General features: G+C 59.1%; 16 protein-coding genes. 5 read left to right on the top strand and 11 right to left on the bottom strand.

Annotated elements, in window-relative coordinates; translation table 11 throughout:
- Positions 1 to 4 precede the first annotated feature (4 nt).
- A complete protein-coding gene (locus NYR50_RS15415; protein ID WP_418137489.1) occupies positions 5 to 898 on the bottom strand; it encodes a helix-turn-helix domain-containing protein in 894 nt (297 codons plus the stop codon).
- 216 nt (positions 899 to 1,114) lie between these two features.
- Between NYR50_RS15415 and NYR50_RS15420 the strand changes: the two genes are divergently transcribed.
- On the top strand, positions 1,115 to 1,291 hold the full coding sequence (locus NYR50_RS15420; protein WP_418137490.1) for a hypothetical protein: 177 nt from the start codon (positions 1,115 to 1,117) through the stop codon (positions 1,289 to 1,291).
- A gap of 156 nt (positions 1,292 to 1,447) precedes the next feature.
- On the opposite strand, the gene katG is transcribed toward NYR50_RS15420, so the two are convergent.
- Positions 1,448 to 3,619: a catalase/peroxidase HPI gene (katG, locus tag NYR50_RS15425; RefSeq protein ID WP_418137491.1), complete on the bottom strand. Its 2,172-nt coding sequence runs from the start codon at positions 3,617 to 3,619 to the stop codon at positions 1,448 to 1,450.
- Between the two features lie 208 nt (positions 3,620 to 3,827).
- Here katG and NYR50_RS15430 point away from each other — a divergent pair, with 208 nt between their 5' ends.
- Complete coding sequence (locus tag NYR50_RS15430) at positions 3,828 to 4,736, top strand: hydrogen peroxide-inducible genes activator (protein WP_092773756.1); 909 nt, start codon at positions 3,828 to 3,830, stop codon at positions 4,734 to 4,736.
- Positions 4,737 to 4,763: 27 nt separating this feature from the next.
- Here NYR50_RS15430 and NYR50_RS15435 read toward each other — a convergent pair whose 3' ends face one another.
- Complete coding sequence (locus NYR50_RS15435) at positions 4,764 to 5,303, bottom strand: NUDIX hydrolase (RefSeq protein WP_418138253.1); 540 nt, start codon at positions 5,301 to 5,303, stop codon at positions 4,764 to 4,766.
- A 113-nt stretch (positions 5,304 to 5,416) separates the two neighbouring features.
- Between NYR50_RS15435 and NYR50_RS15440 the strand changes: the two genes are divergently transcribed.
- From NYR50_RS15440 to NYR50_RS15450, 3 genes are all read left to right on the top strand, one after another.
- The gene (locus NYR50_RS15440) at positions 5,417 to 6,061 is read left to right on the top strand and encodes a DUF47 family protein (protein ID WP_418137492.1); all 645 of its coding nucleotides are present in this window, start codon (positions 5,417 to 5,419) and stop codon (positions 6,059 to 6,061) included.
- Positions 6,061 to 7,065 (top strand): inorganic phosphate transporter, encoded by a 1,005-nt coding sequence (locus NYR50_RS15445; RefSeq protein ID WP_418137493.1) that lies wholly within the window; start codon positions 6,061 to 6,063, stop codon positions 7,063 to 7,065. The genes NYR50_RS15440 and NYR50_RS15445 overlap by 1 nt, the downstream gene beginning before the upstream one ends.
- 86 nt (positions 7,066 to 7,151) lie before the next feature.
- Positions 7,152 to 7,943 (top strand): Ku protein, encoded by a 792-nt coding sequence (locus tag NYR50_RS15450; protein ID WP_418137494.1) that lies wholly within the window; start codon positions 7,152 to 7,154, stop codon positions 7,941 to 7,943.
- A gap of 3 nt (positions 7,944 to 7,946) precedes the next feature.
- Here the strand turns inward: NYR50_RS15450 and ligD are convergent, their stop codons facing one another.
- The 8 genes from ligD to NYR50_RS15490 form a co-directional block, all read right to left on the bottom strand.
- Positions 7,947 to 10,439 (bottom strand): DNA ligase D, encoded by a 2,493-nt coding sequence (ligD, locus tag NYR50_RS15455; RefSeq protein WP_418137495.1) that lies wholly within the window; start codon positions 10,437 to 10,439, stop codon positions 7,947 to 7,949.
- A gap of 3 nt (positions 10,440 to 10,442) precedes the next feature.
- Positions 10,443 to 11,276 (bottom strand): Ku protein, encoded by an 834-nt coding sequence (locus tag NYR50_RS15460; RefSeq protein WP_174021777.1) that lies wholly within the window; start codon positions 11,274 to 11,276, stop codon positions 10,443 to 10,445.
- A complete protein-coding gene (locus tag NYR50_RS15465) occupies positions 11,273 to 11,560 on the bottom strand; it encodes a hypothetical protein (protein ID WP_092773770.1) in 288 nt (95 codons plus the stop codon). Before NYR50_RS15465 ends, NYR50_RS15460 begins: the two co-directional genes overlap by 4 nt.
- Before the next feature lie 42 nt (positions 11,561 to 11,602).
- Complete coding sequence (locus NYR50_RS15470) at positions 11,603 to 12,496, bottom strand: SDR family oxidoreductase (protein ID WP_418137496.1); 894 nt, start codon at positions 12,494 to 12,496, stop codon at positions 11,603 to 11,605.
- Between the two features lie 202 nt (positions 12,497 to 12,698).
- Positions 12,699 to 15,044, bottom strand: coding sequence for an EAL domain-containing protein (locus NYR50_RS15475; RefSeq protein WP_418137497.1), 2,346 nt, complete (start codon positions 15,042 to 15,044; stop codon positions 12,699 to 12,701).
- 186 nt (positions 15,045 to 15,230) lie between these two features.
- Positions 15,231 to 16,334: a hypothetical protein gene (locus NYR50_RS15480; protein WP_418137498.1), complete on the bottom strand. Its 1,104-nt coding sequence runs from the start codon at positions 16,332 to 16,334 to the stop codon at positions 15,231 to 15,233.
- A gap of 293 nt (positions 16,335 to 16,627) precedes the next feature.
- Positions 16,628 to 18,166 carry an ABC transporter substrate-binding protein gene (locus tag NYR50_RS15485; protein WP_418138254.1) on the bottom strand — a complete coding sequence of 513 codons (1,539 nt, stop codon included), beginning with the start codon at positions 18,164 to 18,166 and terminating at the stop codon, positions 16,628 to 16,630.
- Positions 18,167 to 18,291: 125 nt separating this feature from the next.
- A complete protein-coding gene (locus NYR50_RS15490) occupies positions 18,292 to 19,272 on the bottom strand; it encodes a mannonate dehydratase (RefSeq protein ID WP_418137499.1) in 981 nt (326 codons plus the stop codon).
- Between the last annotated feature and the right edge of the window lies 1 nt (position 19,273).

The following is a 19,273-nucleotide window of genomic DNA, read 5'->3' on the forward strand; positions in this document are numbered from 1 at the left end:
CCTGTCAAAGCAGCTTGTGCAGACGTCGCCAGGCGGCGGGAGTGTTGCCCACGGACTGGCGGAAAGCCTTGGTCAGATGGGCCTGATCGGAAAAGCCGAGCTGGGCGGCGATATCGGCCACCGTCAGATCGCCTTCCAGCAGAAGTTTCTGGGCGGCATTGATGCGCCGCTCCAATTGCCATTGCAGCGGCGTCTTGCCGGTGGTCTGGCGAAATACGGTGGCGAACCAGCTTTCCGAAAGCCCGACGATATCGGCCATCTCGGCAACCGTCATACGGTCGTCACCACGTTTTTCGACCTGGGCAAGAAGCTTGTTCAACTGCGCTTGCGTCAGCCTGCCATTGGCCTGCTCCGGCGCAGGGCCGGGAATATCCAGCAGGCCGGCAACGATGCTGCCGACAAGACTTTCCGCATAGACCGCATGTTTCGAGGGTTCGCAGAGCTCATCGACAAGCAGGCCGGCAAGGGTTTCCACCGAACCGATGTCCTGTATCTCGACCGGCCGGCGTAGCGCCGTCATCGCCGCGGAACTGCCGACCGAGGGTGACAGGAAGCGCAACAACCGGTCCTTGTGAATATGCAGGTTGAGATGCGAGAACCGATGCGTGGCGCTGCTGCTCGTCCACATCGGCACGCCGGCGGGCACATAAACCGCCCGTGTCATCGGCCGCGAATGGTTGGTAAATTCACCATTGCAGTTGGACATGCTGATGCGAGAGGAAACATCGTTGAAAAAGATCATGATGCGCGGATCGGCGGCCAGATAATAACCCTTGGCTCCCATCTGGCTTTCCGCTTCCCAGAAAGCACTGACCAGTCCGTCAAACTGGCGCCATTTCACCGGCGCAGTGACGCTGATCCCTTCCGTGTGCCAGGTCATGGAATGCCAGAAACTCAATGCGGGTACCGTCCGGTTGTCGGGTCTGGGGTCAGCGTATGAAAAGACGCGCGCACCACGACAGTCAACGCGCTCCGCCCTATTAACATGACTTATCAATTCATGTTAATAGCAAAGATTGTTATAAAGTAAAACGTTCGCTGCGGCGACCGCGCTGGAACCTCTGCTCATGACGGCCGTTGAACTCCTGACAGAAGTGCAACAACGGAGATTACCATGGACAGCAAGAAGGAACCGGGCGACTTTGCAGACAAGAAGCGCGAAGAGCACGGCCGTGGCGTGATCGTGGCTGGGCCGGACGCGCATGAAAACGAGAAGGACGGCAAAGCCCCGTCGCCAGACGCCGGAAAAACCCCGGCCGGCAAATCGGTTCCGTCCTCGAACCGGCGATAGGAAAACCGTCCTGCGCAAACAAGATAATGCGGGCCTATAAGGCGTCCAGCAATCTTGCGCCGTCACGGCAAACGTTGCGCCTTGGCGGTCGATAGAACGAAAAACACCTCCCCGATTTTTCGGGGAGGTGTTTATTCTTAAACAGCCGGACTTTTCTTACAGAAGGTCAAAACGGTCGGCGTTCATCACCTTCGTCCAGGCGGCGACGAAGTCAGGCACGAATTTTTCCCTGTTGTCGTCCTGCGCATAAACTTCGGCATAGGCGCGCAGGATGGAGTTGGAGCCGATCACGAGATCGACGCGGGTTGCCGAATATCTGGCTGCACCGGTTTTGCGGTCACGGATCTCATAGAGATTGTTGCCGGTCGGAACCCAGGAATAGGCCATGTCCGTCAGCGTCGTGAAGAAGTCCGTCGTCAGCGCGCCGGGCTTGTCGGTGAAGACGCCGTGCGCCGCACCGCCGTAATTGGCGCCGATGACACGCAAGCCGCCGATGAGGACCGTGAGTTCCGGCGCGGTGAGGCCCAGAAGCTGCGCGCGATCCAGCAGCAGTTCTTCGGGGCTGACGACATAATCCTTCTTGACCCAGTTACGAAAACCATCCGCCAGCGGTTCAAGCGGCGCGAAGCTGTCGGCATCCGTCTGTTCGGCGGATGCGTCACCACGACCGGCCGCGAATGGCACGGCGATATCGAAGCCGGCCGCTTTCGCAGCCTGCTCCACGCCGTAATTGCCAGCCAGAACGATCACATCGGCGATGCTTGCACCGGTTTCGCGGGCGATCGGCTCCAGAACCGAAAGCACGCGGGAAAGACGGGCGGGCTCATTGCCTTCCCAATCCTTCTGCGGTGCGAGACGAACACGCGCGCCATTGGCGCCGCCGCGCTTGTCCGAACCACGGAAGGTGCGGGCACTGTCCCATGCGGTCGAAACCAGATCGGCAACGGAAAGGCCGGAAGCGGCGATCTTCGCCTTGATGGCAACAACATCGTAGCTCGTGGAACCTGCCGGGATCGGATCCTGCCAGATCAGGTCTTCAGCGGGAACATCCGGGCCGATGTAACGGGACTTCGGCCCCATGTCACGATGCGTCAGCTTGAACCAGGCGCGGGCGAAGACATCAGAGAAATGGTCCTGATCGTCCTTGAACTTCAGCGAAATCTCGCGGTAGATCGGATCGACCTTCAGGGCCATGTCGGCATCGGTCATCATAGGGATGGTACGGATCGACGCATCCTCGACATCAACAGGCTTGTCTTCTTCGGCGATGGTGATCGGCGCCCATTGCGATGCACCGGCCGGGCTGTGCGTCAGGGTCCACTCGTGCTTGAACAGCATGTCGAAGAAGCCGTTGTCCCACTTGGTCGGTTCGCTTGTCCATGCGCCTTCGATACCCGACACCACGGTGTCACGGCCAATGCCGCGGCCCTTGGTATTGATCCAGCCGAGGCCCTGATATTCCGGGCCAGCAGCTTCCGGATCGGGGCTGAGATTGGCAGCGCTGCCATTACCATGCGATTTGCCGATGGTGTGTCCACCGGCCGTCAGGGCAACGGTTTCTTCGTCGTCCATGCCCATGCGGGCGAAGGTTTCGCGCATCTGCGCCGCCGTCGCCAGCGGATCGGACTTGCCGTTGACACCTTCCGGGTTGACGTAGATGAGGCCCATCTGCACGGCGGCAAGCGGGTTTTCCAGCGTCTCGGGCTTGCTCACGTCGCCATAACGACCGTCGCTCGGCGCCAGCCATTCCTTTTCGTCACCCCAATAGGTGTCCTTTTCCGGTGCCCAGATGTCTTCGCGGCCGAAGGCGAAACCGAATGTCTTCAGACCCGCGACGTCATAAGCGATCGTGCCGGCGAGCGCGATGAGGTCGGCCCAGGAAATCTTGTTGCCGTATTTCTTCTTGATCGGCCACAGCAGACGGCGGCCCTTGTCGGTGTTGACATTATCCGGCCAGGAATTGAGCGGTGCAAAACGCTGGTTGCCGGTGTTGGCGCCGCCGCGACCGTCGGTGACACGATAGGAACCGGCCGCGTGCCAGGTAACGCGGGCCATCATGCCGACATAGCTGCCCCAGTCGGCCGGCCACCATTCCTGGCTGTCCGTCATAAGCGCACGCAGATCGGCCTTGAGGGCTTCGACATCAAGCGTCTTCAGCGCTTCCCGGTAATTGAAGGAGGTGCCGAGCGGATTGGTCTTTGTGTCGTGCTGATGCAGGATGTCGAGGTTCAGCGCGTTCGGCCACCATTCGGTCACCGATTTACCGGAGGCCGTATTGCCTCCATGCATGACGGGACACTTGCCAGCCGGTTTTGAAGTTGCGTCCATTTCGCCCTCCGATGGGTTTAGCAATTAAACAAATTATCAGTTCGACATGTGCAGCATTCCGAGCCAGAGGCGGCGGCAGGTCTCAAACGACCCGCTGCGATGCCGATGATCATCCACAGCTACAGCTTCTTTCTGTCATGAAGATGACTAACAGTCGGGTTCCATAATTTCCAATTGTATATTCTAAAGGCTGCGATATGCTGAGCTTATGATTGCCCTCTCCATGAAACATCTCCGTTATTTTGATGCGCTGGCCAAAATCGGCCATTTCGGGCGCGCCGCGCAAGCCTGCGCCATCTCCCAGCCTGCACTATCTTTACAGATCCGGGAACTGGAGGAATTGATCGGTGCGCCGCTCGTCGAACGTGGTAGCCGCCAGATCAGGCTGACGGCGCTGGGTGAAGAATTTGCCGAGCGCACCCGGGCAATCCTGCGTTCGGTGGACGAATTGCAGGATCTGGCGCGCGCAGGTCATGGCCCGCTCAGTGGCCGCCTGCGCATCGGTGTCATTCCAACCGTCGCGCCCTATCTTCTGCCGCAGGTGATCAAAACGCTGACCCGGCATTATTCCGGACTGGAAGCGCGCCCGCGCGAGGCGGTAACGCAGAAGCTCATTGAAGACCTTCTCGAAGCCCGGCTCGACATGGCAATCGTCGCGTTGCCGGTCTCGGAGCCCGCGCTGGAAGAAGTGCCGCTGTTTTCGGAGGAATTCATTCTGGTGCGACCGATGGAGGATGCCGGCATGCCTGTGCCAAGCGCCGACAAGCTGGGCGAAATGCGCCTGCTGCTTCTGGAGGAAGGCCATTGTTTCCGCAACCAGGCGCTTTCCTTCTGCAGCACCACGAATGCACCGCCGCGCGTGCTGATGGAAGGCAGCTCGCTGTCGACGCTGGTACAGATGGTTGGCGCGGGCATCGGTGTCACGCTCATTCCGCAGATGGCGGTCGATATGGAAACGCGGCAATCCACCGTCTCGGTGTTCCGTCTGGCGGAGCCGCGCCCATCCCGCACCATTGGCATCGTCTGGCGAAAGAGCAATCCGCTTTCGGCGCAGTTCGCCCATATTTCCGAGATCGTCCGCGAGTGTGGTCTTCAGAAGCTGACGGCCGCCACCTGAAGAAATCCGCCACCCTTGGGGTTGCGGCTAGAGCTTGACACTGCCTTCCCGCTTCTTTTTGCCTTTCGGGCGGAAATCAACCAGTAGCGATTTCAGCTCGATGTCGCGAACGCGCCTTGCCGCCTCGTCGGGCAGCACCCATTCCGAAACGCGTTGTCCACTTTCCTTGAAACTGGCATCAGCCTCAGTCGCCTCGATCTGGAACACATCGACCATGCAGGGCACGACATCGCCATTGTCGAGCATCTTCAGATAGGTATAGCGACCGATGGCCTCCTTTCGCACCCGGCCGCGCACGCCCGCCTCCTCCCATGCCTCGATGGCCGCCGCCTGATGCGGCTTCTTGCGCTTCATCGGCCAGCCGCGCGGAATGATCCAGCGTCCGCTGGACCGGGAGGTAACGAGGAGGATTTCGATAGTCCCGCCATCGACATAACGGAAGCAGAGCGCGGCATATTGCTGCCGGAAAGCGCCGGTGAAGAGCTTTTCCGGAACAGCAGCCAGCTGCTGAAGCAATGTGAGTGGACGGGCCGGGCGGGTCTGCCGACGTTTCTTGGCGGGTTTCATATCCGTTGATAGTGCCGATTTTCCGGGTTGCATCAATGCCCCGCGTGCATTTATGACAGTTTTATGACAATCACCCCCAACAACTAATATAGCGCCATTGAGGGCCAATTCGCATGATGAGTATTTTTCGCAAGCTGATGCCGCGCGAGGACCGTTTCTTCGACATGTTCAGCAAACATTCCGAAACCGTCATCAAAGCGGCTGAAGCCCTTGATCATCTTTTGAGCGGCGTCGACGTCGAGAAGAACTGCGACCTCATCGTCGCGCTGGAACACCAGGCGGACGACATTACCCGCGAGGTTCTGCTTGCAGTCAGGCGCAGCTTCATCACGCCCTTCGATCGTGGCGACATCAAGGATCTCATCCAGTCCATGGATGACGCCATCGACATGATGCACAAGACCGTCAAGACAATTCGCCTGTTCGAACAAAGCGAATTCGACCCGCTGATGAAGGAGATGGGCCACGAGATCGTCCGCGCGGCCGGCCTCATCGCGGAAGCCATTCCGCTGCTCAACAAGGTCGGCGCGAACGCGCAGCGCCTCTCCGCCATCGCCGAAGAGGTGACCCGTGTCGAAGGCCGCTCTGATGATCTCCACGATCAGGGGCTGAAAGACCTCTTCCGCCGCCATGGCGCGAACGGCAATGCCATGGCCTATATGATCGGCAGCGAAATCTACGGCGAACTCGAAAAGGTCGTCGACCGCTTCGAGGATGTGGCCAATGAGATCAGCGGCATCGTGATCGAGAACGTCTGATGGATGTCGCACTTGCCCTGCCGCTGCTTGTCGGCCTCATCGCCATCGCGCTGTTCTTCGATTTCCTGAACGGTCTGCACGACGCCGCCAATTCCATCGCGACCATCGTTTCCACCCGTGTGCTGCGGCCGCAATATGCGGTCGCATGGGCGGCTTTCTTCAATTTCATCGCCTTTCTGTTCTTCGGCCTGCATGTGGCCGAAACGCTCGGCACCGGCATCATCGATCCGGCCATCGTTTCACCGCAGGTCATCTTTGCGGCACTGATCGGGGCAATCGTCTGGAACATCGTCACCTGGATTTTCGGCATTCCTTCCAGCTCGTCGCATGCGCTGATCGGCGGTCTCGTCGGTGCGGGTTTTGCGAAGGTGGGCTTTAATTCCATCGTCTGGTCCGGCCTGCTGAAGACCGTCGGCGCCATCTTCATGTCGCCGGCCATCGGCTTTTTCCTGGCACTGCTTCTCGTCCTTGCCGTGTCGTGGCTGTTCGTGCGGCAGACGCCTTTTGCGGTCGACCGCACGTTCCGGATCATGCAGTTCATTTCCGCCTCGCTTTATTCGCTCGGCCATGGCGGCAATGACGCGCAGAAGACCATGGGCATCATCGCCGTGCTGCTCTTCAGCCAGGGGCATCTCGGCGAGAGCTTCTACGTGCCCTTCTGGGTGGTGATTTCCTGCCAGTCGGCCATGGCGCTCGGCACACTGTTCGGCGGCTGGCGCATCGTGCACACGATGGGCTCGAAGATCACACGGCTGAACCCCATGCAGGGTTTCTGCGCTGAAACCGGTGGCGCACTGACGCTGTTTGGCGCCACATGGCTCGGCATTCCGGTCTCCACTACCCACACGATCACCGGCGCCATTATTGGCGTGGGTGCCGCCCGCCGCGTCTCTGCGGTGCGCTGGGGGCTAGCAGGCAATATCGTCATCGCCTGGGTCGTGACCATGCCGGCCGCAGCGCTCATCTCCGCCGGTGTTTATGGACTGACGTCACTGTTCGGCTGATCGTTGCCGATTGCTACTCTCCCGGAACAAAAGCTGCCCTGCGGCTGTTGTCCCGGGAGACGAATGGCGAAGCGGATCGCAAGACAATGGCACGGCAGGTTTTCTGGAAAGGTTATCTGAAGCTGTCGCTGGTGACGGCCTCGGTTTCGTTGACGCCCGCGACCACCGAGAGCAATAAATACTCCTTCCACATCCTCAATCGTAAAACCGGCAACCGCGTCGAAAGCCGTTATGTCGACAGCGTCACCCACAGACCGGTCGCCGCGAAAAATCAGGTGAAGGGTTTTCCGCGCGGCGAGGACGATTACGTGCTGCTGGAGGATGACGAGATCGATGCGGTGGCGCTGGAAAGCACCCGCACCATCGATATCAAGACCTTCGTGCCCAAGGGGTCGATCGACTGGATCTGGTATGATCGCCCGCATTTTCTGCGACCGGAAGACAAGATCGGCACCGAAGCCTTCAGCGTCATCCGCGAAGCCATGAAGGCGAACGAGGTCTTTGGCATCGCGCGTCTGGTGATCTATCGCCGCGAAAGGGCGGTCCTGCTCGAACCTTCCGGTAAGGGCATCATTCTCTGGACGCTGCATTACGGCGAGGAAGTGCGCGAAAGCATCGACGCGCTGGAGCCGAAGATGAAAATCGAAACGCCTTTGCTGCAGGCGATGGAAAAACGCATCGGCAAACAGGTGACCGGCTGGAAGCCGACCCTGGTGCAGGACCCGATCCAGAAAAAGATCAAATCGCTGCTGAAGTCCAAAGGAGACGAAGTCTCTTCTTCCAAGAAGAAGACTGGCGCGAAGGCCAAGACCGGCGGCAATGTCATCAACATCATGGATGCGCTGAAGAAGAGCATCGCCGCTGAAAAACGAAGCTGAGGATCAGCGCGACTTTTTCGGCAGCGGTTCTGCGGCGGCAAAGAAGCCGTCCCACGGATCTTTCTTCAGGGCGGAGAGCCGCGCACCGATATTATCGACGGTAAAATGCGCCGGGCCGATCTCGGCTGTCAGTTCCGACCATTCCAGCGGCGCGGAAATGGCGGCACCCGGCCGGGCCCGCGTGGAATAGGCTGCGACCGCCGTATTGCCCCGGCCATTGCGCAGATAATCGATGAAAATGCGACCCTGACGCTTGGCCTTGGTGGCGACGGAGAGATATTTCTCCGGCTCGGCCTTCGACATATCCGCGGCCATGGCTTTGGCGAAGGCCTTGACGGGCGCCCAGCCTGCCTGTGGTTTCAGCGGCGAGACCACATGCAGCCCCTTGCCGCCCGACGTCTTGACGAAGGCTGCCAGTCCCACATCTTCGAAGCGCCGTTTGAGTTCTTGCGCCGCCTCGATCACCGCATCCCAGGCCACGTCCTCACCGGGGTCGATATCCATGGTCATCATGTCAGGCTTTTCCCAATTGGCGGTGGTCGCGCCCCAGGGGTGGATTTCAAGCGCGGCGGATTGCACGAGCGCCATCAGGCCATCGAAATCCGTGATGCGGATCAGCGGTTCGCCGCCCTTGTCCTTGGGATCCTTGATCTGCTCAATCGCCTTGTTGATGCCGCGCCAGGCGTGTTTCTGGAAAAACCGTTGTCCCTCTATGCCCTCGGGGCAACGCAACAGCGCCAGCGGCCGGTTGACGACAAAGGGCGCCATATGCCGCCAAACCTGCGCATAATAGTCGGCCAGTCCCTCCTTGGTCACGCCGTCATCCGGCCAGTAAAGCCGGTCGGGGTGAGTGAACTTGATCTTCGACTGCGGCGCATTGCTATCCGACACGGCCTTCTCCTCGCGTTCGATCTCTCGTGCCGGCTTGTCTTCCCGTAGACCCCGGAAGGATGCATGACGCAGATTGCCATCTCCTGACCAAGCGCGAAACTCCACCTCCGCCACCAGTTCCGGCGTAACGAAATGGAGATCGCGGCGGGCAAGCGCGGTCAGCTTGTCGCCAAAGGGGCTGTCCTTGCGTTCCAGCGGCTTCAGACGAGAAAATATCATCTCCGCGACGTCGCCGGAATAACCGGTACCGACACGACCGACATGGCGCAGCTTACCGTTTTCATAGACCCCGAGAGCCAGCGAGCCGATGGCATGCTCCGACGCCGAGGAGACTGTATAACCGCCGATGACGAATTCCTGTCGCATCGAACATTTGGACTTTACCCATTCGCCCTTGCGGCCGGACGCATATTTGCTGCTCCTGACCTTGGAAATCACGCCTTCGAGGCTGAGCCGACAGGCATGGTCCAATACCAGCGCGCCACTTTCCTCAAAATGTTGGCTGTAGCGGAGATGGGGGTCGCCGGCCGGCAGCAACTTTTCCAGTAATGCCTTTCGTTCACTCAAGGCAGCACCGCGCAGATCGCTGCCATCGAGATGAAGGAGATCGAAGGCATAAAAGACGAACCGGTCGTCGCGTCCTTCGCTCAGATCCTGCTGCAAGGCGGAAAAGTCAGAGGCGCCGCTGTCGCGCTCCACGACAATTTCGCCGTCGATCAAAAGCGTTTCCGCCGGCAGCGCCGTGAGTGCAGCCGCCACGGCGGCGCCGAATTTTTCCGTCCAGTCCAGCCCGCTGCGGGTCAGCAGCTGAAGTTTGCCCTGATCGACTCGCGCCTGCAGGCGGTAACCGTCGAATTTGATTTCGTGCAGCCAGCGTGATCCCTCCGGCGGTTTCGGCTTCAGTCTGGCGAGTGCGGGCGGCACGAAAGATGGCAAGGCCTGTTTGCGTGCTCCTTTAGGCAGCGCATGTGCCTGTTTCTGGCCGGATGTCGAGGCGACGGCCTTTTTCGAGACCGGCTTTGAATTCCAGGTGTCTTCCGGTTTTTTTGCGACCTCCTCGACACTGCGGCCGGTCTTTACCGATTCCGGCCTTTCCTCGAGAATATCAGCACCGCCTTTATGCCTCGCCTCCTCATCGTCACCCTTGATCAGCAGCCAGTTCTCCCGGCTCTCTCCGGGCTTGCCGTGCATGCGCACAAGATGCCAGCGGCCTTTCAGCTTCTCTCCCTCGAGCTCGAACTCCAGATGGCCCTTTCGATATCCTTTCCCGGCATCACCAATCGGCTGCCAGATGCCGCGATCCCAGACGATCACAGTGCCGCCGCCATATTGTCCCTTGGGGATGACGCCTTCGAAATCGCCGTAGTTCAGTGGATGGTCTTCCACATGTACGGCAAGGCGCTTGTCTTCAGGATCGAGGCTTGGGCCGCGCGTCACCGCCCAGCTTTTCAGCACCCCGTCCATTTCGAGGCGAAAATCGTAATGCAGGCGGCGGGCATCGTGTTTCTGGATCACGAAGCTCGATCCCGGTTTTTCAGCCGTTGTGCCTTTGGGCTCGGGCGTCTTGTCGAAACTGCGCTTGGCGTTGTAGGTCTGCAATCCCATGGATCAGCTCGCTTTCCGCGAGGCCTTGCGGCCTGATGCCGTGGCCTTTTTCCCGCTGCCTGCTCCGGCACCGGCGCTGCGGCGCAGGGCCTCCTTGAGATCGATGATGTTGTCTTCCTTGCGCGGTGGCGGCTTGGCGATTTCCCGGCCTTCGATCTTGGCTTTCACCAATTCCGCCAGCGCATCATTATACCGATCACTATAATCGGCCGGATCGAATGTACCCGCCCGCTTTTCGATAATGTGGCCGGCAAGTTCGAGCATTTCATCGTCGAACTCGATATCGGGGATCGACTTGAAGACGGATGTTTCCGAACGAACCTCGTAGCTGAAATTCAGTGTGGTGGCGACAAGCGCCTTGCCGCTCGGGCGGATCAGCAGAATGCGGTTACGGCGGAAAAGCACGGCTTCGCCGAGGGCCACGACATTTTCATCGTCCATGGCCTTGGCGAGAAGCGTCAGCGCCTCTTCGCCATCCTCCCCGGTCGGCGCGAGATAATAGGACTTGTCGAAATAGAGCTTGTCGATCTCGTCACAGGGCAGAAAGTGTTTGACGTGAATGACCTTGTCGCTTTCAGGCATCAGCTTTGCGATCTCGTCTCCCTCGATGACGATATGGTCGCCATTGTCGAGTTCATAACCCTTGACCTGATCATCACGAAGCACCGGCTCGCCGGTATCGCTGTCGACATATTGCCGCTCGACGCGGTGACCGGTCTTGCGGTTGACGATATTAAACGAAATCTTCTCCGCCGAGGTCAGCGCGGAATAAAGGCCGATCTCGCAGTTGAAATCGGCAAATGAGAGATGCCCTTTCCAACTCGCGCGGCGATTCATGGCCGTCGCCCCTCACCAGCGTGACGGAAGGAAGCTTCACCGCGTCCGCCACCGGAGAGAATGCGCTCGATCGCCGGCACGTCGTCTTGCGCCAGAACCGGTACTGGATCGGAGGCCATGGCTTCCAGTACCTCCGGCGACAGCCCACCGTTGCGAATGACCCATTCCATGGCCTCGCGTGTCTGCCGTTCCGCTTTCAACTGCGCATAAAGCGCCAATATCAGCCGGTCGCGGACATCGAAGTTTTTCAAGCCTTTGTCTGAACGTTCTGACTGCTGTTTCATGTCGAAACCCTCAAAGACCACCCTGCAATAGCGAAGATTGCCTCAGGCAATACCTCTCCCACCGGTCACGCCATATACTTCACCATTGATGAAACTCGCATCCTGCGAGGCGAGCAGCACATAAACAGGTGCCAGTTCCACAGGCTGTCCCGGACGGCCGAAATCGCTGTCCTTGCCGAAGTTCTTCACCTTCTCATCGGGCTGGCCGCCACTCGGCTGAAGAACCGTCCAGAACGGACCTGGCGCTACCGCATTGGCGCGCACGCCCTTTTCGATCAGTTGCTTTGCGAGCGCCTTGGTATAGGCGACGATACCGGCCTTGGTCGTGGCATAATCGAGAAGGATGGCCGATGGTTCATAGGCCTGGATGGACGCGGTGGTGATAACAGACGAACCCGGCTTCAGATAGGGAACAGCCGCCTGCGCAATCCAGTGCAATGCATAAAGATTGGTCTTCATGGTGCGGTCGAAATCATCGGTCGAGAGCTCTTCGATGTCTTCGCGATATTGCTGCCTTGCGGCGTTAATGACCAGAATATCCAACCCGTTGAGGTCGCTGACGGCTTTCTCGACCAGTTCACGGCACCATGCTTCATCGGTAATATCGCCCGGGAGCGCTACCGCCACGCGACCTTCCGCCTCGATCAGTGCAACAACTTCCTCGGCATCCGACTCTTCCTCCGGCAGATAGGATATCGCGACATCGGCACCTTCCCGGGCAAAAGCGATTGCGACTGCGCGCCCGATGCCGGAATCGCCGCCGGTAATCAGTGCCTTGCGCCCCGCAAGCTTACCGGTGCCCATGTAGCTCTTTTCACCATGATCAGGGAAAGGCGTCATATTCGTCACCAGACCCGGCATTTCCTGGGTCGGGGTTGAAAACGGCGGACGCGGATATTGGCTGCGCGGGTCTTGCGGCTCTAGGCGGTCTGTCATCGCGGACTCTCCCATCGATAGAGGTTCATTCAAGGCGCGTTCACGACAGGAGGTCTAAACCTCAGGTCAAACTGATCAACGCTGCCCCAGAGGCAGCGGCAGCATGGACACGCCACATGCAACCCTAACGATCTGCCTCTGCTCTCGTTCCAAAGAATATGGGAAAGTCTGCGCGCGGGCGCGATGCGCGGCCGCATCTTCGTCAAACGGAATGTTTCGTCCGTTTGGCGGTGCTTGCGGCGGGAGCCGGGGCTGGCGCCACATCCGGTCGTCCGAAGAGATAACCCTGCGCCTGGGCACAACCCTCATCAACGACCATGCGGTATTGCGCGTCCGTCTCGATCCCCTCCGCCGTCACCGGCAGATCCAGGCTGCGGCCGAGGCCGATCACCGCACGCACGATGGCGCGGGCATTGTCATCCTCGCTCATGGCGGCGATGAAGCTGCGGTCAATCTTGATCTTGTCGAAGGGGAAGCTCTGCAGGTTGCTGAGCGACGAGTAACCGGTGCCGAAATCATCCATGACGATAGCAACGCCGAGCGCCTTCAACTGGTTGAGGATGACCAACGTCGCCTTGCGGTCTTTGAGAAGTGCTGCCTCGGTAATCTCCAGCTCCAGCCGGTTGGGCGAAAGCCCGGTCTGCATCAACACCGTGCAGACGACATGGCCGAGATTGGCCAGCGAAAACTGCAGGGGCGAGACATTCACCGCAATCTTCAGATGTGGCGCCCAGGTGCTTGCCTGCCGGCAGGCCTCACGCAGCACCCATTCGCCAAGCGAGATGATGATCCCGCTTTCCTCGGCAATCGGAATGAAGACATCCGGCGGCACCACGCCCCTTGTCGGGTGCTGCCAGCGCACCAACGCTTCGTAACCGACGACCTGACCGCATTCGACTGACAGGACCGGCTGATAATTCAACACCAGCTCGTCCCGGTTTATGGCGAGCCGCAAATCGGTCTCGAGCTGGCGGCGCTCGCGGGCTTCCTGGTCCATCAGCGGATCGTAGAAGGCGAGGATGCCACGTCCCCCCACCTTGGCGCGGTAAAGGGCGAGATCGGCGGCATGCATGATGCTTTCATGGTCCTGCCCGTCGCGGGGGAACACGGCGATGCCGATGCTGACGCCGACGGCGGTCGGGTCGTTGACGACATTCATCTTCAGGGCGAACATGCCTAGGATCGTTTCGGCCAGCAGGCGCGCTTCGTCCGCCTTGGTATGCCGGGCGGTCAATATCACAAATTCATCGCCGCCGAGACGGGCGACCACATCGCCTGCCCTTGCACATTCATCGAGAATGGCGGCGACTTTTTTCAAGACGCGGTCACCTTCGGCATGGCCGAATATGTCGTTGACCGCCTTGAACCGGTCGAGATCGAGCGCCAGCAGCGCAAATTCGTCCTCCTCGTCGCCATTGTCGATCTGCTGGTGAAGACGGGTCTGGAACATGGTGCGGTTGGAGAGGCCTGTCAGGACATCGTGGCGCGCGAGATATTCGATTTCGCGCTGCGCTTCCCGCTTTTCCGTCAGGTCGCGAATGGCCATCACTTCGCAGGGGCGGCCGCGATATTCGATGGTGCGCACGCCGAGTTCGAATATCTGTGCCTGCCCGCCCCGCTCGCGGATCGCTTCCACCGGCGCAGGACGCGGCAGATAGGCCGGCTGTCCATCGACGGCCTTGAAGAGATCGTCGGGATTCCGTCCCACAAGCGATGCCTCCTCTCGACCGAGAAGGCCGGCAAAACGGGTGTTAAGTTCCACGATCCGCCCGTCACGGACGACGGCGAGACCATCCAGCGTCGCATCCACCAGCCCTTTGAGATCGACAAGGTAACGATCCACCAGCGCAGCGACGGCAGTGGCAAAAAGGATGAGGAAGGTGACACCGGAAATGGCGCCGATCATGATTAGCCTGCCGACATTATCGGGATCAGGCCCTGACATGGATGGATCCGGCGTGAGAACCGTGGCCGACATGGCCGTAAAATGCAGCGCGCAGATGCCGAAGATTGCCGCTCCGGCCGGGGCCGCAATGCGCTTCCATGAGGCGAGACGACGGAAAAGGAAAAAGGCGAGAACAAAGGCCGCCCAGGAGACCGCAGAACCGCCAAAAACCGGGGCCCACCGATAGCTGATCGAAGCCGCGACATCCATTCCCGCCATCCCGACGAAATGCATGACGGCAACCGACAGGGTGACCAGCGTTCCGACGATGAGCGAGGAGTAGATGGCCTGCGAGCGGGCCATGAGCGCCAGCCAGAAACCGAAAACGGCCAAAGCGGCTGAAAGAGCCGTGAAGAAGAAGTCGTAACCGATCGGAACCGCGCCCCTATAGGCGAGCATGGCGACGAAATGGGTGGCCCAGACGCTCAGCCCCGCGGCAAAGGCCGCAACCAGCACCCAATAGGGCTTGCGGCCCGCCGGACTTTCATCCGCGCGCAACAGAAGATGGAAAAAAGCAAACATGCCAAGCAGGCAGATAACAGCTGCAAGAAGAACGACCGCATGGTCGTGCTGTATGGCAACGCATTCCAAAACCGTGAACATGCTGCACTCTCCCAGCCTTCGAAGAACCGCTCACGGTGGCACTATGGAAGTGCTTTATTTATAAATCTCTAATGCAACTAGTGATAATTGTGTCAATATTTTTTCGCGCAGTAAAAGTGTTCGGGCCGGCGTGCCAAGCTGTAACACTTTCGGCAAACCGGCCCGAAGAAAATGGTGCTAGAGGCTTTATTTCCAGCTTCGATAATCAGCCGCGGCGCATCCGAAAGGTGCTGGGCGGTCGGAGAAACGCTCCTGCAAGCGCGCACAACCCCACTCATTGAGTGCCGCCGGCAGCATGTTGTTGATGTCCATGCCGGGTGAGTTGAACTGCGACGGCGCGCTGGTGACATACCACAGCCAGTAACCGAAGACCGCGACGATGATGACGGCGACGATGCCAACGAACGTTCCCAGTCTGCGCAGGAGGCTCGGTCCTTTCTTTATTGCCGCGCCCTGGGCTGCGACGCCCGACTGTGTCTCATTCGCGAGCAGCGGGGCAAGCGAAGCGAGAGCCTCCGCCCTCTCCTGCTCAGTCAGGTCGATCCGCTCCAGCTGGTCGTCGATGAGAACCGGCAACGCGCTGTTGCCATGCAGGACCGCCAGCGCCACATCGTGTTTGTCGGTGTGACCGACGACAACGGGAATGCGACCCCGCTCCAGATGGGTGAAGGATTGCCGCTTGGTTTTCCCGTCCCTCACCGTATCGGCATAGGTGACGAAGAGACGGCTGCGTTTTTCGGCAACCGCCGTCAGTGCCACCGGAATGACGGTCAAAGGTGCGGCATGCCGCAGCTGCAGGCGAACCCGCAGCACACGGATAAGCGTGAACAACATCGCGAGACTGCCGAAACCAAGCAGGGCAACAAACACGCCAAGCGTGATGATGCGGTTCCAGAGCATGTCGAGACCCAGCGAAATCGTTGCGAGTTCCGGGTTCTTCGCGGAAATCACCAGACCGGTTTCGTAATCACCGGAATGGAAATCGACGAACATCACCTCGACGTCCTTCTTGTAGCTGACGCCGCCATGATCGTAGGAAAGCTCCGCCTCGCAGGTCGTGAAGATCGCCTTGCGCGTCTTGCAGCTGCCGCTGATATCGCCGTTTTCGATTTCCAGCGGATCCTTGCTGATCTGGTAATCGCGCAGAATACCCGGACCTTCCGCCACCAGCATGACGGCAAGGATCGCCACAAGCACCGGAATGGAAAAATAATAGGCACCGGGCACCGAAATGACGCCACGCTTGAGGCTCAACGGCCGCGACGGAAGTTTTATCTGGGCAAGATTCATGGGAGACAACACATTTGCGAGAGACTGGCGGGCGAAGCCTGTGGCTCGTACCCGACGGAAGGAATGGTCACCACCGGTGTCTAATCCGGTGAAGCCTTGGAGAAAACCCCAAAAATTCACGGGATAGTCGCAAGAATTGCGTATTTCCAGAAAATGCACGCGACATCGTGGCTGGCTCTTCAAGCCGTACAAGCCAACGAGCGAAGATCGCCGCAAGCCGCCAAGCAGACTGAAATAAAAACGGGCGGTAAAACCGCCCGCTCTCTATTCATAGGGAAGCATTTGCCTGCCCGTTATTCCTTCGTCACGTTTTCCAGGCGGGTCGTCTGGCTTGGATGCCCGACATAGTCCTTCACCCGCGCATTGAGCACGATAGGCTCGAATCTCTCGAACATCGGCAGCACTGCCGGTTTCTGGGCAACGAACATCTCCTGCATCTGCGTGTAGATTTCCCCCCGCTTCTTGGCATCGGGCTCCAGCGAAGCCTTGGCCGTGAGGGCCGTGAGTTCCGGGATGTCCCAGGCCGAGCGCCAGACGAAATTGCCGGCATTGTTGGCGGCAAGCGAATTGTCTGGGTTGCTGGAGAACTGCTCCATCGATCCGAGTACATTGGGCATATAAGCGCCGGTCTGCGGAATGAGCAGATCGAAATCGCGTGCACGATGCGCTGCGATCACGTCAGAACCATTGCCCTGCTGAATATTGACCTTGATGCCGATCTGGCTGAGCGAGGCCTGAATAGCAGTGGCAAGGTCGATGCGTGGCGTCTGCGCAATCGTCTTCAGATTGAGCGTGAAGCCGTTCTCATAACCGGCCTCCTTGAGGAGTTCCTTGGCCTTGGGAACATCGAGTTTCCAGTCCGGGCTCGGGATGGCGTATTCGAAGTTCTCCGGCACCGGCACCGTGCGCGCCTTGCCATAAGGACCCATGATGGTCTTTTCCATGCCCTTATAGTCGATGCCATAGGCAATCGCTTCGCGGACCTTGGGGTTGGACAAAGGCTCCTTGCCGGCATTCATGGACAGGACGTAAAAACCGCCCGTCGGCACGCGCTGGATCTGAAAGCCTTCCTTATTGTTGAAGGTGGCGAGATCGGCCGCGGTCAGCGCGCTGGCGATGTCGATGTCACCACGGTCCAGCATCAGGCGCTCGACTTGGCTTTCCGGCACATGCCGCACGATGACGCGGCGCATTTTCGGGCTGCCGGCCACATAATCCTTGTTTGCCTCCAGAATGATGATCTCATTCGGCGACCAGCGATTGAGCGTGAACGGCCCGGAACCGGCGGAATTGGTTCTGAGCCAGCCATTGCCCCAATCGCCATCGACTTCATGCGACTTGAGCTTCTTGCTATCAACGACGCTGGCGATGACCATAGCGAGGCGATAGAGCAGCAGTTCAGAGGTCGTTTCCCCGGAAAGACCAATCCGCACGGTCTTTTCATCCGGGGCGGTCACCAGCTTGTCGACATTATCGGCGTTATAACCAACGCGCTTCAGGTTCGCGGCGGCTGCCTGGTTCATCTTCAACAGCCGGCTGAACGAATACACGACATCAGCCGAGGTTACCGGGTTGCCGGAGGCAAAATTCGCTTCGCGCAGATGGAAGGTGATGCCCTTTTCGTCCGTTTCCCAGCGCTCGGCGAGCTGGGGAGAAACCTTGCCCGACCCGTCGACGGAAATCAGCCGATCGTAGAGATTGGCCATGATTTCGTTGGCTTTTGCTTCGGTGGCCTGATGAGGGTCGAGTGACAGCACCTGTGCCAGCGACGTTGCGACAATGAGCTGGTCGTTCGGTGTTTTGGCGAAAACTGGGGACGCCTGCATCAGCATCGCGCCCAAAGCCGTGGTGAATGCGAGACGGATCATAGATTTTTTCATACCTGCTCCTCCTACAGATCGGTCATTCAAGATGGAAAAGGGCCGGCGGCACTGCGCAGCGCCACCGGCCCAAAAAGTCAGAGATGTTTGTTATCAAGCGCTTCGATCAGCGCTGCGATGTAGCCGTAACAAAAACCGAAAGCGACACCGACAGGATCACGGCCAGCGATCGTCGGCACATGGTCAGGCATAATCATGTAGCGATAGCCGAGTTCGTGATAGAGTTTCAGCGAGCGCACCATGTCCATGTCGCCTTCATCGGGAAAGGTTTCCATGAAGGACAGCTTGCCGCCGCTGATATTGCGGAAATGGACGTTGAAAATCTTGTCGCGGCTGCCGAACCAGCGGATGATCTCATCGATCTCCTCGCGCGGATTGTCGAGCATCTCGCCGATGGACCCCTGGCAGAAATTCAGACCGTGATAGGGATTTTCACGCATCTGCACGAATTTCTTCAGTCCCTCGACGGTGCCGAGCACACGGGTGACACCCTTGTAGCCGGGCGGTGTGTAGGGATCATGCGGGTGGCAGGCGAGACGCACCTTGTTGCTCGCGGCAACCGGCACGACGCGCTCCAGGAAATAATCGATGCGCTCCCAGTTCTCGTCTTCGGAGAGAACGCCGGCCAGCCCCGGATCGGCATTGTGGTCAGCCTTGTCCCACCGCCAGGCTTCGTTCAGCGAACCGCCGCGGCCAAGTTCCATTTCGGTGCGCGGAATGCCGATGAGGTTGAGATTGTATTTCGCCGCCGGAATGCCGGCTTTGGCGATATTTTCAATCATCGTGCAGACGGCATCGATCTGCCGGTCACGCTCCGGACCGGCAAGCAGGATATCCGGATACGATGCCTGTTCGATGGGACGGGACGGCAGCGGCAATTGCACCATGTCCAGAACGAGGCCGAAGCTTTCGACCTTGTCGCGCAGACGCTCGAAGTCATCCAGAACCCAGCTAGCGGGTTTTCCGGGCGGGTCAGCGCTTATGTTTTTGACACCAAGCTGCGCCCAAACCTTGAAATCCTCATCATCGCGCGCAGCAACCTGGGTACCGACATACATC

The sequence above is a fragment of the Agrobacterium sp. El2ro-1b genome, from assembly GCF_048298475.1.
In the GTDB taxonomy this organism is placed as follows: domain Bacteria; phylum Pseudomonadota; class Alphaproteobacteria; order Rhizobiales; family Rhizobiaceae; genus Agrobacterium; species Agrobacterium fabrum.